This window comes from Azospirillum sp. TSO5 (genome assembly GCF_003116065.1).
Taxonomy (GTDB): Bacteria; Pseudomonadota; Alphaproteobacteria; order Azospirillales; family Azospirillaceae; genus Azospirillum.
The window spans coordinates 33170-46413 of the sequence record NZ_LGQY01000136.1 but is presented as its reverse complement, the minus strand read 5'-3'; the positions used below and the strand labels follow the sequence as shown (position 1 = coordinate 46413).

The window sequence follows — 13244 nt, the reverse complement described above, 5'->3', positions numbered from 1 at the left end:
GACAGCAAGGTGATCGTCGCCATCAACAAGGACGAGGAGGCGCCGATCTTCCAGGTCGCCGACTACGGCCTTGTCGCCGACCTGTTCAAGGCCGTGCCGGAGTTGCAGCAGGCGCTGTGATCGGGCGTCAATCGCTCACAGGAAAAGGGCGCCTCCCGACGGAGGCGCCCTTTGTTCTGAAGAAACAATCCCTGCTACACCCGTTCAAGCAGCAGTGCGATGCCCTGACCGACACCAATGCACATGGTGCACAGGGCGTATCGGCCACCGCGCAGCTCCAGTTCGATCAACGCGGTGGTGGCCAGCCGCGCACCGGACATCCCCAGCGGATGGCCGAGCGCGATGGCGCCGCCATTGGGATTGACCCGCGGATCGTCATCCGCCAGTCCAAGTTCCCGAAGGCAGGCAAGGCCCTGTGCGGCGAACGCTTCGTTCAACTCGACCACGTCGATGCGGTCGAGCGGCACACCGGTGCGGTCGAGCAGGAGCCGCACCGCCGGGACCGGTCCGATGCCCATCACGCGCGGCTCGACGCCGGTCACCGCAGCGCCGACGATTCGGGCACGCGGCGTGAGGCCATAACGCTTGGCTGCCGTCTCTCCGGCGACGATCAGCGCCGCCGCGCCGTCGTTGATGCCGGACGCATTGCCGGCAGTCACGGTGCCGCCGGGACGCACCACCGGCTTCAGCGCCGCAAGCTGGTCAAGCGTGGTGTCCGGCCGCGGATGCTCGTCGGCCATCACCTCGGTGATCGCCCCCTTGCGACCGGCGACCGGCACGGCGACGATTTCCCGTGTGAGGCGTCCGCTGCGCTGAGCGGCGGCGGCTCGCTGCTGCGAGCGCAGGGCGAAAGCATCCTGATCGTCGCGGGCGATGCCATACCGTTCGGCCACCGTCTCGGCGGTTTCCGGCATGGTGTCAACGCCGTGCGATGCCTTCAGACGCGGGTTGACGAAGCGCCAGCCCATCGTGGTGTCTTCCAGCCGCATCGCACGGGAGAAGGCGCCGTCGGCCTTGCCCATGACGAAGGGGGCGCGCGACATGCTCTCCACGCCGCCGGCCAGGAGCAGGGATTGTTCACCCGCGCGCACGCCGCGCGCCGCGAGCGCGATGGCGTCGAGCCCAGATCCGCAAAGGCGGTTCACCGTGGTGCCGGGAACCGTTTCGGGCAGGCCGGCCAGCAGGACCGCCATGCGTGCGATGTTGCGGTTGTCCTCCCCCGACTGGTTGGCGCAGCCCAGGATCACGTCGTCGATCGCCGACGGGTCCAGGGACGGGTTGCGGTCGAGCAATGCCCGCAAGGGTATGGCGGCGAGATCATCGGCGCGCACCGGCGCCAGCGCGCCGGCATAACGCCCGATCGGCGTGCGCACGGCGTCGCACAGAAATGCTTCAGTCATGGGCTGGATCTTCCGGTGCCCGCAACCTTCGGGGGTGGGGCGGGCGCGTTGTTGAGCGGGGAGACGGCGGCGGCTTGCGCCAGCGGTAACGCGGCTGGCCGCCGCCTCAACTATCGGAAGCCGGGATGGGCCAGGCAACTGACATAAACTTGGCGGTGCATAACCTGCGGTAATGGTACACCGCCAGGCCTCAGCCAATCGCCACCTGCTCCAGAAGCCAGTTGCGCACTTTTGCGATGCGGGCGCGGTCCTGGTGGTTGGGCGGCACCACGAAATAATAGCCGAGATCGCGGCGCAAGGGCCGGTCGATCGGACAGACCAGACTGCCACTGCGCAGTTCCGTCTCCAGCATGGCGGGCTGGCCCATGGCGATGCCAAGACCGTCCAGGGCGGCCTGATAGGTCAGGAGCGAACTCGGGAACATCAGCGGTTCCTTGGTCTCCACCATCGTCACGCCGGCCGCCTCCAGCCAGTCGGGCCAGTCCCGTCGCCGATAATGGGAATGCAGCAACGGGTAGCGCAGCAGATCGGCCGGAGTCTTCACCGGCGGACCGTCGGCCAGCAGGGTTGGACTGCACACCGGTAGGATCTCGTCGGCGAAAAGGAAAACCGACTCCATGCCCTGCCAATCGCCGGTGCCCAACTGGATCGCCGCATCGACATTGTCGCGGGCGAAATCGACGGGCGTCACCGCGGTTCGGGTGCGCAGCCGCAGATCGGGATGGTTGGTTTGCAAGTGCGGCAGGCGACGCATCAGCCATTTCGCCATGAAGGTCGCATAGACCTGCAGTTTCAAAGGCGCGGCGGCGCGGGCCGACACCAGTTCGTCGGTAGCCTCGGCGATGCAGCGGAAGGCCGGGGCGATCTGTGCGGCGTATCGCTTGCCCTCGGCGGTCAAGGTCAGGCCGCGGGCCTCGCGGTGGAACAGCCGCACCCCCAGGTAATCCTCCAGCAGGGCGACCTGCCGGCTGACCGCCGGCTGGGTGACGCTCAACTCCTCCGCCGCCTTGGTGAAGCTGCCGTGCCGTGCCGCGCATTCGAAGACATGGAGCGGGTTGAGCGGGGGGATCGGGCGCACCGTCTCGGCTCCATTACAAAAGGTTATATATGCCCAACAACTAGGAATTTGCCGCTTGTTCGTCAATGCGATTGATTGTCTGCAACGCAAATCGATAGCCCCGTCGGAGCCATGGACTTTCAACTCAACCAGGAACAGCGCGCCTTCGCCGACTCCGTGCGCCGCTTTGCCCGCGCCGAGCTGGCTGCCGACGCGCTGAAGCGCGCCCACTCCCCGGCCTTTCCCTGGGACGTGGCCGCGAAACTGTCGGAGATGGGGCTGCTGGGCATCACCATCCGCGAGGAGGACGGCGGAATCGGCGGCACGCTGATGGACGCGGTGATCGCCATCCAGGAACTGGCGCTGGTCTGCCCCAAGAGCGCCGACGTCGTCCAGGCGGGCAATTTCGGGCCGATCCGCACTTTTGCCGAATATGCCAGCCCCGAGCAGAAGGAGCGCTGGCTGGGCGACCTGCTCGGCGGACGCAAGCTGCTGGCGCTGGGCATGAGCGAACCGGACGCCGGATCGGCCGTCACCGACCTGAAGACCAGCGCCCGCGAGGATGGCGACCATTATGTCATCAACGGGTCGAAGGTCTTCTCCACCCACAGCCCGGAAGCGACGCTGTTCCTGATCTATGTCCGTTTTGGCCCCGGGGTCGGCGGCATCGGTTCGGTGCTGATCGAACGCGGCACCCCGGGCTTCACCGTCGGTCAGCCCTCCGCCTTCATGAGCGGCGAGGAATGGTGTCAGCTCTATTTCGAGGACTGCCGGATTCCCAAGGCCAACGTCCTGTTGGGGCCGGGCGGCTTTAAGAAGCAGATCGCCGGCTTCAACGTGGAGCGCATCGGCAACGCCTCGCGGGCGCTGGCGCTGGGCCGCCATGCCTTCAACCTCGCCAAGGACCATGCGGAGACGCGGACCCAGTTCGGCCGCCCGCTGTGCGAATTTCAGGGCCTGCAGTGGAAATTCGCCGACATGGCGCTGAAGCTGGAAGGCGCGCAGCTGCTGCTCTACCGCGCCGCCACCAATGCGGACAACGGCCTGCCGTCGGCCTATGAAACCTCCATCGCCAAGCTGGCCTGCAACCTCGCCGGCTTCGAGGTCGCCAATGAAGCCCTGCAGATCATGGGCGGCACCGGGTACAGCCAGGAGGCGCTGGTCGAATATTGCGTGAAGCGGACGCGCGGCTGGATGATCGCCGGCGGTTCCATCGAGATCCTGAAGAACCGCATCGCCGAAGAGCTGTTCGAGCGTCGCTTCGATCAGCGCCCACCGCGGGAGAGCCGGTCGTGAGCGGCACCGCCCTTAAGGGCTGCAGCGGCTCAGCTCTTGCCGAGGCCTTGCTGCGGCCACGCTCCGTGGCTCTGGTCGGGGTGTCGGACGACATCGCGAAGACCGCCGCCCGTCCGCTGCGTTTCCTGCGCCGTGCCGGTTATGGCGGCGAGGTCTACAGCGTCAATCCAACCCGCGCCACCGTGCAGGGCGAGCCGGCCTTCGCCTCGCTGTCGGCCCTGCCGCAACGGCCGGACCATGCCTTCATCCTGACCGGCACCGACGCGGCAATCGCCGCGCTGGAGGACTGCGGGCGTCTGGGCATCCCGGTCGCGACCATCCTGGCCGGCGGCTTTTCCGAGGCGGGCGACACCGGCATCGAACGCGAACGGCGGCTGGCCGAGATCGGGCGGTCCTACGGCGTGCGTGTGCTTGGCCCGTCCAGCATCGGCGTGGTCAATCTGCATGAGCGGCTGGTGCTGACCGCCAACGCCGCCTTCGCCGAACCAGACCTGCCGGAAGGCGGGGTGTTCGTCGCCTCCCACAGCGGAAGCCTGATCGGTGCCATGCTGTCGCGCGGCAAGGCGCGCGGCGTCGGCTTCGCCGGGCTGGTGTCGGTCGGCGGCGAGGTGGATTTGTCGGTCGGTGAAATCTGCGAAGCGACGCTCGACGATCCGAAGATCGGCGGCTATCTGCTGTTCCTGGAATCGATGCGCAACGCCGACGCACTGCGCCGCTTCGCGCTGGCGGCGGCGGAGCGCGGCAAGCCGGTGGCGGCCTACAAGCTCGGCCGCTCGGCGGAGGCGGCGGAACTGGCGGTCTCCCACACCGGCGCCCTGGCCGGAGAGGACGACGTCGCCGACACCTTCCTGCTCGATTGCGGGATCGCCCGGGTGGAATCCTTCGACGGACTGCTGGAGATCATGCCGCTGCTCAACCGGATGCCGGCGAAGCCCGTGCGGCAACCCGCCGTCGGCGTCGTCACCACCACCGGTGGCGGCGCGGCCATGGCCATCGACCAGCTTGCCATCCGCGGCGTGCGGGTCGCCGCCCCCAGCCCGGACACCGTGCGTCGTCTCGCCGAGGTGGGGATCACGGCTGGAGAGGGGCGTTTGGTCGATCTGACGCTGGCCGGCACCCGCTACGACGTGATGAAAGCCGCGCTGGGGGTGATGCAGACGGCACCGGAATTCGATCTGGTGCTGGCGACCGTCGGCTCCTCCGCCAGATTCCAGCCCGATCTGGCGGTGGCGCCGGTGATCGACAGCGCGCGGGAGCATGAAAAGCCCTTGGCCGCCTTCATCGTGCCGGAAGCGCCGGAAGCACTGTTGCGTCTGAATGCCGCCGGGATCCCCTGCTTCCGCGCGCCGGAATCCGCCGCCGACGTGATCGCCGCCGCATTCAACCGCCGGGTTCCCCGCCCCGAATTGGCGACCCCGCCGCTGCCGGTTCCACCGGATGCCGGATCGGGTGCCGGACGGACCATCGACGAGGCCGAGGCCTACCGTCTGTTCGCCCGCGTCGGCATTCCCCATGCGCCGATCGCGGTGCTGACGGTCGGCGAGCCGGTGCCGGAGCTTCCCTTCGCCTATCCGGTGGTCGCCAAGGTCCTGCACCCGGACATCGCCCACAAGACCGACGTCGGCGGCGTGGCGCTGAACATCGCCGATGCCGATGCGCTGTCCGCCGCCATGGCCGCGATCCGTGACCGGGTCGAAGCCGCACGGCCGGGCGTCAGCGTGCGGGAAATCCTGGTCCAGCCGATGACCCGCGGTGTGGGTGAGGTTCTGGTCGGTCTGCGCCGCGATCCCCAGGTCGGGCCGGTGGTGATGCTGGCCGCCGGCGGCGTGCTGACCGAGATCTACCGCGACCGCGCCCTGCGGCTGGCGCCGGTGGACCGGGCCACCGCGCTGGAGATGATCGGCGAGGTGAAGGCGCTCCAGGCCCTGGCCGGCTATCGCGGCCGGCCGGCCGGCGATCTCGGCGCCGTCGCCGATGCGCTGGTCGCGGTCTCCCGCCTTGCTCTGCTGGACGACGTGACCGTGTTGGAGGCGGAGATCAATCCGCTGATGGTGATGGCCGACGGACAGGGGGCGGTGGCGGTCGATGCGCTGGTCCGGCTGCCAACGGCGGATGCGGACAGTCAAGCCCAAGAAGACGACACTGAAAACCGTTCCGGGAGGAACCGATAATGCCCAGGCCGGATGTGCTATCACTGCCGGAGCTTGTGAACGCCAATGAACGGCTCGTCCATCGCGGCCGTTTCCTGACCGCGGTGATGCGGCTGGACATCGGCGCCGACGCCTATCTGATCTCCATCGACCGCGGGCGGATCGCTGAGGTTCGCAAGGGGCCGTTCGTCATGCCGTCCTGGACCTTCGGCCTGTCCTGCCGGGCCGATGCGCTGGAGCGCTTCTGGCAGCCGCTGCCGCCGCCGGGCTTCCACGACCTGTTCGCCCTGCTGCGGCGGGGAGATCTGACGCTGTCCGGCAACCTGCAGCCCTTCATGGCCAACCTCCTCTACATCAAGGACGTGATGGCCAGCCTGCGCAGCCCGAAGGAAACCGCCTGATGCGTGCGACGATCGAATCCATCACCGGACGTTACATGCGGCTGGACTACAAGGGCCGCGATCATCGAATCTATTTCGAGGAGGCGGGACAGGGCATCCCGCTGGTCTGCCTGCACACCGCCGGGTCGGACGGACGCCAGTTCCGCGGGATCCTGAACGACCCGCGCATCACCCGCGACTTCCGCGTCATCGCCTTCGATCTGCCCTGGCACGGCAAATCCTCGCCGCCCGCCGGGTGGCAGGAGGGCGACTACCAGCTGACCAGCGCCGACTACACCGACATCATCCTGACGGTCTGCCGGGCGCTGGAACTGGACCGGCCGGTGGCGATGGGCTGCTCCATCGGCGGGCGCATCGCGCTGCATTTGGCGATGGAGCATGCCGAGGAGTTCCGCGCCATCATCGGGCTGCAATCCTCGGCCCACGTCCATCCCTATTACGACACGACCTGGCTGCATCATCCGGACGTGAACGGCGGGGAGGTCTGCGCCGCCATCGCCGCCGGGCTGGTCGGGCCGAATGCGCCGGACGCCCACCGCTGGGAAACGGTCTGGCACTACATGCAGGGCGGCCCGGGCATCTTCAAGGGCGACCTCTATTTCTACAAGGTGGACGGCGACATCCGCCATCGGCTGAGCGAGATCGACACCAGCCGCTGTCCGCTCTATCTGCTGACCGGCGAATACGACTATTCCTGCTCTCCGGCCGACACGCTGGAGACCGCCGCCTGCATTCCCGGTGCCACCGTATCGATCATGCCGGGGCTGGGTCATTTCCCGATGAGCGAGGATCCGGACGGCTTCATCGCCCACTTGCTGCCGGTTCTGAGCGAGATCGCTCACCGCTGAGTGCCGTTCCGGCGGCAAGCGTTCCGGCCACCATCGCTTCGACAATAACCACCCGCCGCCCCCAATAAGGGCGGCGGCCATCAATACCCCGGGGAGGGACCATTCATGCGTGCCATCACTGTTCGAGTGCCCGGTCTGCGGGCGCTGACCGCCACGGCTGTCGTTGCGCTGACCATCGGTCTGGCCGGCGGTGCGGCCGCCGAGATTTCAGGCAAGACGGTGAAGATCGGCGTGCTGACCGACATGTCCGGTCCCTATTCCGACAATGTCGGCGCCGGAGCCGTGCTGGCCGCCCAGATGGCGGCGGAGGATTTCGGCGGCAAGGTCAATGGTGCCGCGATCGAGATCGTCTCGGCCGACCATCAGAACAAGGCGGACGTTGGATCCGGCATCGCGCGACGCTGGTATGACGTCGAAGGCGTCGATGCGATCACTGAAGTGGTGTCGTCCGCCGTGGCGCTCTCCGTCCAGGGCATTTCGCGTGACAAGAACCGCATGTTCCTGGCGACCGGCCCCGGTACGCCGGAGTTGACCGGCAAGGCCTGTTCGCCCGTCGGCGTGCATTGGGCCTACGACAACTATGCCTTGCCGACCGTCGCCACCACCGCCCTGGTCAAGCGTGGCTTGAAGGACTGGTATTTCCTGACCGCCGACTACAGTTTCGGCCACGCGCTGGAAGGCGAGGCGACCCGTGTGGTCAAGGCCAACGGCGGCACTGTCGTCGGGGCGGTACGGGCACCGCTCAACACTGCGGACTTCTCCTCCTATCTGCTGCAGGCGCAGGCGTCATCGGCCACCGTGGTCGGGCTGGCGAATGCAGGAGCCGACATGATCAACGCGGTCAAGCAGGCGAACGAGTTCGGCATCACCGCCAGCGGCAAGACGATGGCGGCACTGCTGGTCAACCTGCCCGACATCCATGCCCTGGGGCTGGAGAGCGCGCAGGGCCTGACCTTCGCCGAAAGCTTCTATTGGGACATGAATGATGAGACGCGGGCCTGGAGCAAGCGCTTCATGGACCGCTTCAACGGCCGGGCGCCCGGCGGCCTGCAGGCGGCGGTGTATGGCGCCGTCACCCATTATCTGAAGGCGATCCAGGCGATCGACAGCGATGACGCCACCAAGGTGGCCGAACAGATGCGCAAGATGCCGATCAACGACTTCTACACCAAGAACGGCTCCATCCGCCCCGACGGCCGGGTGATCCGCGACATGTATCTGATGCAGGTGAAGAAGCCGTCGGAATCGAAAGGCCCGTGGGATTATTACAAGGTCTTGGAGACGGTGCCCGGCGACAAGGCCTTCCGCCCGATGGATCAGGGCGGCTGCCCGCTGGTGGCAAAGTGAGCGGCACGCCGCCAGCACAGTCCGGCGGAACGGTTCGGCTGGAGCGGGACGGCGGGGTCGCTGTGATCGTCATCGACAACCCGCCGGTCAATGCCGGCTCCACTGCCGTGCGCCGCGGGTTGCTGGATGCCATCGCGACGGTCGCGGCGGACCCCGGTGTTGAAGCGGCGGTTCTGATCGGCGCCGGCAAGACTTTCATCGCCGGGTCCGATCTGCGCGAGTTCGGCCAACCCCTGGAGGAGCCGCAGCTTCCGGCCGTCATCGCTGCCATCGAGGCTTGCGCGAAACCGGTGGTCGCCGCCCTGCACGGTGCGGCGCTGGGCGGTGGGTTCGAGTTGGCGCTGGGCTGCGACGCTCGCGTCGCTGCGCCCGGCACTCGGGTCGGCCTGCCGGAAGTGACGCTGGGCATGCTTCCCGGTGCCGGCGGCACCCAGCGCCTGCCGCGTCTGGTCGGCATCTCCACCGCCATCGGTCTGATCTGCGAAGGCCGGCGCGTGGCCGCCGCTGACGCGCTGGCGCTCGGGCTGGTCGACGCGCTGACAGAAGGCGAGGGGGCGGAGGCGCTACGCACTGCTGCCATCGCGCATGCGCGGAAGCTGGTGGGCGGCAAATGCCGGGTGGCCGATCGCCTTGTCTCGGCCGAGCCGGCCGAACGCATCGAGGCGGCCGCCAGCGTCGCCCTGCGCGCAGGCAGGAACCGCCCGCCGGTGGTGGAGGCGATCCGAGCCGTCCGTGCCGCGGCCGAGCGTCCGCTGGACGAGGCGCTGGCGGAGGAGCGTGCGGTTTTCCAACGGCTGCGCCTGGAGACGGAAGCCTTCGCCCGTCGCCATCTGTTCTTCGCCGAACGGGACGCGGTCCGCCTTGCGGAACTGGAGGGCGTGGCGCCGCGGCGGCTGGAACGGATCGGCGTGGTCGGCGCCGGCACCATGGGGACCGGCATCGTCATCGCTGCGCTGGACGCCGGCCTGCCGGTGACGCTGCTGGAACGCGACGCGCAAGCGCTGGACGCCGGATCGGCCCGGCTGCGCGACCACTACGCTCGCCGGGTGGATGGCGGGAAGATGAGCGCCGGGGAGGCCGGGAAGCGGCTCGCGGCACTCGATCCTACCACCGACATGGTGGGCCTCGGCACTGCCGATCTGGTGATTGAAGCCGTGTTCGAGGATCTGGAGGTCAAGCAGGACCTGTTCCGCCGGCTGGACTCCGTGGTGGCGCCGGGCGTCGTGATGGCGTCGAACACCTCCTACCTGGACCTCGACGCCATCGCGGCGGCGACCAGCCGGCCGCGGGATGTGGTCGGGCTGCATTTCTTCAGCCCAGCCAACGTCATGCGCCTGCTGGAGGTGGTCCGCGGGGCGAAGACCTCGCCCGACGTTCTGGCGACCGCCCTTGCGCTGGCGAAGCGGCTGGGCAAGCTGCCAGTGGTCGCAGGCAACGCCTTCGGCTTCATCGGCAACCGGATCTATGCCGCCTACCGTCGCCAATGCGAATTCCTGATCGAAGAAGGCGCCCTGCCCGCGGGGGTCGATGCAGCCCTGGAACGCTTCGGCTTCGCCATGGGGCCGTTCGCGGTGGCCGATCTGTCGGGGTTGGACATCGCCTGGCGGATGCGCCGGCAACAGTCGGCGACGCGGGACCCGGCAGCCCGCTATGTCGAGATTCCGGATCGGCTGTGCGAGTCCGGACGGCTCGGCCGCAAGACCGGCGCCGGCTATTACCGCTATCCACCCGGTGCCAAGCGTGGCGAACCGGATCCGGTGGTGACCGGGCTGATCGAAGCGGCGTCGAGCGCCAAGGGCATCCTCCGTCGCGCCATCCCGGACGAGGAGATCGTCGGCCGGGTGCTGCTGACCATGGTCAACGAGGCTGCCTGTCTGCTGTCCGAAGGCGTGGCCGCCCGCGCGTCGGACATCGATCTCGTGCTGGTCAACGGCTACGGCTTCCCAGCCTGGGAGGGCGGGCCGCTGTTCTGGGCCACCCGCCAGGATCAGTCGTGGCTCAGGGCCGAGCTGGCGCGGTTGGCAGACCTCAGCGGGCCGGGTTTCCGGCGTTGCGATCCGGGCGTGATTACCGCCGTCTGAGTCCATCTAACTTGGCTGAATAGAGGCGATGATGACGAACACCACCTATCCTGACCTTCGCCTGTGGATCGGTGGGCGCTGGATCGGGGCCGGGCATCGGTCCTGCGAACCGGTGATCAACCCGGCGACCGGTGCGACGCTTGGGCTGTTGCCCAGCGCTGGCGCCGACAATGTGGATGCGGCCGTCGCCGCTGCGGCCGACGGCTTCCGGGTCTGGCGGCGGACCAGTGCCGTCGAGCGTTCGGCGCTGCTGCGCCGCACGGCCGATCTGATCCGGGCGGATGCGGGTGGACTCGCTGCGCTGATCGCGCTGGAACTGGGCAAGCCGATCCTCGAGGCCGGGCGCGAGGTCGAGACGGCGGCCGGTATGTTCGACTGGGCGGCCGAGGAATGCCGCCGGTCCTATGGCCGCATCATCCCGCCCCGCACGCCGGGCCACCGGCTGATGGCGCTGCGCGAGCCTGTGGGGCCGGTGGCGGCCTTCAGCGGCTGGAACGCCCCGGCGATCACCCCGGCGCGCAAGATCGCCGGCGCGCTGGGGGCGGGCTGCTCCATTGTCATCAAGCCGTCGGAAGGAACGCCGGCGGCCGCCCTGTTCATCGCCCGCGCGCTGGCCGAGGCCGGTTTGCCGGACGGGGTCGCCAACATGCTGTTCGGTAACCCCGGCGCAGTCGCCGAGCGGCTGTTGGAAGCCGAGGCGATCCGTATGGTGTCCTTCACCGGTTCGATCCCCGTCGGCAAGCATCTGGCAGCCCTGGCGACGCGGACCATGAAGCGCGGCGTGTTCGAACTGGGCGGCCACGCCCCGGTGCTGGTTTTTCCCGACGTGGATGTCGAGGCGGTGGCCCGCAGCGCCGCCGCCGCCAAGTTCCGGAGTTCCGGGCAGATCTGCACGTCGCCGACCCGCTTCTATGTGCATGAAGCCATCCATGACCGCTTCGCCGCCGCTTTCGCCGAGGCCGCCTCTGCGATCCGCGTAGGCGATCCTTTCGATCCCGCAACGCAGATGGGGCCGGTGCAGAATGCCCGCCGGCTGGCGGCGATCGAGGCGCTGGTGGAGGATGCCCGGCGCAACGGCGCGACGGTGGCGGCCGGCGGTGCCCGCATCGACGGTCCCGGCTTCTTCTATCAGCCGACGGTGCTGACCGGTGTCACCGCCGCCTGCCGGGCCGCCGGCGAAGAGCCGTTCGGGCCGCTGGCGCTGATTGCCTCCTTCCGCGATGCGGACGAGGCGGTGGCGCTGGCGAACCGTCTGTCGCTCGGGCTGGCCTCCTACGTCTTCACCCGCGATCTGGCGCTCGCCGACCGGCTGGTGGCAGAGATCGAATGCGGCAATGTCGTGGTGAATCATTGGGTGGTCTCTCACCCGGAAACTCCCTTCGGCGGTATCAAGGACAGCGGCATCGGACTGGAGGGCGGCACCGAAGGCTTCCAGGCCTTCGAACAGGTGAAGTTCGTCAGCCAGGCGCCCCATTGATCGGGACGCTGCGGAGCGCCGTCACGCCATCTGGGCGAGCAGAGCGTCCAGCATCCGGTCGCAGGCGGCCAACTGGTCCTCGGCGATGAACTCGTCGGGCTTGTGGGCTTCGCCGATGCTGCCGGGGCCGCACACCACGGTGGGCATCGACAGACGTTGCTGGAACAGCCCGCCTTCCGTGCCGAAGGAGATCTTGCCGGTGCTGTTGCCGCCGGTCAGCGATTTGACGAAGGCGACAACCTCGGCGGTGCCGTCGGTGTCGAGCGCCGGATAGCTGGACAGCTCGGCGATGGTCAGACCGGCGGTCGGGAAATCGGGCCGCAGGCGCCGGACAATGGCGTCGGCCTCCGCCCGAATGCCGTCCAGCAGCGGTTCCACCGGATCCTGCGGCAGATGGCGGATTTCGAAGTCGAGACGGCAGTGGTTCGGCACGATGTTCAGTGCCTCACCCCCCTGGATCACGCCAGCGTGAATCGTTGTCCAGGGCACGTCGTAAGCGCCGTCGTGGGCGCCTTCGTCACTCAGTCGTTTCTGAATGCGACGAAGCCCGCTCAACAGGTCGCTCGCCAAATGGATCGCGTTCAATCCCTGCGGCGCTAGGCTCGAATGGCATTCGACGCCGTGGCATTCGGCACGCAGAGCGGTCTTGCCCTTATGGGCGGTAACCACCTGCATGCTGGTCGGCTCGCCGACGATGCAGAAGCGCGGGCGGACGGGCAGGGCGGCCATCATCTCGATGAGCCGCCGGACGCCGAGACAGCCGACCTCCTCGTCATAGGACAGCGCCAGATGCAGCGGCTGGGACAGGGGCCGTCCGGTGGCATGCTGACCGGCGGCGCGGTCGAACAGGGCGAGGGCCGCGGCGATGAAGCCCTTCATGTCGGCGGTGCCCCGGCCGAACAGCTTGCCGTCCCGGCGGGTCAGCCGGAAGGGGTCGCTGGTCCAGGCCTGCCCTTCGACCGGCACCACGTCGCTGTGTCCGGACAGCAGGACGCCGGGACGGTCCGCCGGCCCCAGCGTCGCGAACAGGTTGGCCTTGCGTCCATCCTCGCTCGGCACCAGCCATGTCGCGGCACCGGCGGCCTCCAGCCTCTCCTGCACCCAGCGGATCAGGTCGAGGTTGCTGTCGCGGCTGACGGTGTTGAAGGCCACCAGCCGGTCGAGGATGTCGATGGTCGCCGTCATCT

Annotated in this window: 10 protein-coding genes and 1 pseudogene; 8 read left to right on the top strand and 3 right to left on the bottom strand. The window is 68.3% G+C overall.

The genetic code is table 11. From position 1 onward, the window contains the following. Positions 1–120: pseudogene (locus tag TSO5_RS33535) on the top strand (electron transfer flavoprotein subunit alpha/FixB family protein); the annotation flags it as partial. Between the two features lie 74 nt (positions 121–194). Here the strand turns inward: TSO5_RS33535 and pcaF are convergent. Both pcaF and gcvA read right to left on the bottom strand, forming a co-directional pair. Then, on the bottom strand, positions 195–1400 hold the full coding sequence (pcaF, locus tag TSO5_RS28845) for a 3-oxoadipyl-CoA thiolase (protein WP_109154832.1): 1206 nt from the start codon (positions 1398–1400) through the stop codon (positions 195–197). A gap of 190 nt (positions 1401–1590) precedes the next feature. Further along, positions 1591–2478, bottom strand: a complete 888-nt coding sequence (gcvA, locus tag TSO5_RS28840) for a transcriptional regulator GcvA (RefSeq protein ID WP_158282504.1) — start codon at positions 2476–2478, stop codon at positions 1591–1593. Between the two features lie 111 nt (positions 2479–2589). Between gcvA and TSO5_RS28835 the strand changes: the two genes are divergently transcribed. From TSO5_RS28835 to TSO5_RS28805, 7 genes are all read left to right on the top strand, one after another. Then, complete coding sequence (locus TSO5_RS28835) at positions 2590–3753, top strand: acyl-CoA dehydrogenase family protein (protein ID WP_109154830.1); 1164 nt, start codon at positions 2590–2592, stop codon at positions 3751–3753. Continuing rightward, a complete protein-coding gene (locus tag TSO5_RS28830) occupies positions 3750–5924 on the top strand; it encodes an acetate--CoA ligase family protein (protein ID WP_109154829.1) in 2175 nt (724 codons plus the stop codon). The genes TSO5_RS28835 and TSO5_RS28830 overlap by 4 nt, the downstream gene beginning before the upstream one ends. Beyond that, the gene (locus TSO5_RS28825) at positions 5924–6304 is read left to right on the top strand and encodes a hypothetical protein (protein WP_109154828.1); all 381 of its coding nucleotides are present in this window, start codon (positions 5924–5926) and stop codon (positions 6302–6304) included. The genes TSO5_RS28830 and TSO5_RS28825 overlap by 1 nt, the downstream gene beginning before the upstream one ends. Then, a complete protein-coding gene (locus TSO5_RS28820) occupies positions 6304–7152 on the top strand; it encodes an alpha/beta hydrolase (RefSeq protein ID WP_109154827.1) in 849 nt (282 codons plus the stop codon). The genes TSO5_RS28825 and TSO5_RS28820 overlap by 1 nt, the downstream gene beginning before the upstream one ends. Before the next feature lie 105 nt (positions 7153–7257). Beyond that, on the top strand, positions 7258–8499 hold the full coding sequence (locus TSO5_RS28815) for an ABC transporter substrate-binding protein (RefSeq protein ID WP_109154826.1): 1242 nt from the start codon (positions 7258–7260) through the stop codon (positions 8497–8499). Then, positions 8496–10580, top strand: coding sequence for a 3-hydroxyacyl-CoA dehydrogenase NAD-binding domain-containing protein (locus TSO5_RS28810; RefSeq protein ID WP_109154825.1), 2085 nt, complete (start codon positions 8496–8498; stop codon positions 10578–10580). Before TSO5_RS28815 ends, TSO5_RS28810 begins: the two co-directional genes overlap by 4 nt. 28 nt (positions 10581–10608) lie before the next feature. Continuing rightward, entirely contained in the window at positions 10609–12057 is a 1449-nt protein-coding gene (locus TSO5_RS28805; protein WP_109154824.1) for an NAD-dependent succinate-semialdehyde dehydrogenase, read from the top strand. Between the two features lie 21 nt (positions 12058–12078). Here TSO5_RS28805 and argE read toward each other — a convergent pair whose 3' ends face one another. After that, positions 12079–13242, bottom strand: coding sequence for an acetylornithine deacetylase (gene argE, locus TSO5_RS28800; protein WP_109154823.1), 1164 nt, complete (start codon positions 13240–13242; stop codon positions 12079–12081). Between the last annotated feature and the right edge of the window lie 2 nt (positions 13243–13244).

Coding starts and splice junctions, on each gene's coding strand:
- pcaF (WP_109154832.1), bottom strand. CDS start 1,400: ATGACTGAAGCATTTCTGTGCGACGCCGTGCGCACGCCGATCGGGCGT.
- TSO5_RS28835 (WP_109154830.1), top strand. CDS start 2,590: ATGGACTTTCAACTCAACCAGGAACAGCGCGCCTTCGCCGACTCCGTG.
- TSO5_RS28825 (WP_109154828.1), top strand. CDS start 5,924: ATGCCCAGGCCGGATGTGCTATCACTGCCGGAGCTTGTGAACGCCAAT.
- TSO5_RS28820 (WP_109154827.1), top strand. CDS start 6,304: ATGCGTGCGACGATCGAATCCATCACCGGACGTTACATGCGGCTGGAC.
- TSO5_RS28815 (WP_109154826.1), top strand. CDS start 7,258: ATGCGTGCCATCACTGTTCGAGTGCCCGGTCTGCGGGCGCTGACCGCC.
- TSO5_RS28805 (WP_109154824.1), top strand. CDS start 10,609: ATGATGACGAACACCACCTATCCTGACCTTCGCCTGTGGATCGGTGGG.
- argE (WP_109154823.1), bottom strand. CDS start 13,242: ATGACGGCGACCATCGACATCCTCGACCGGCTGGTGGCCTTCAACACC.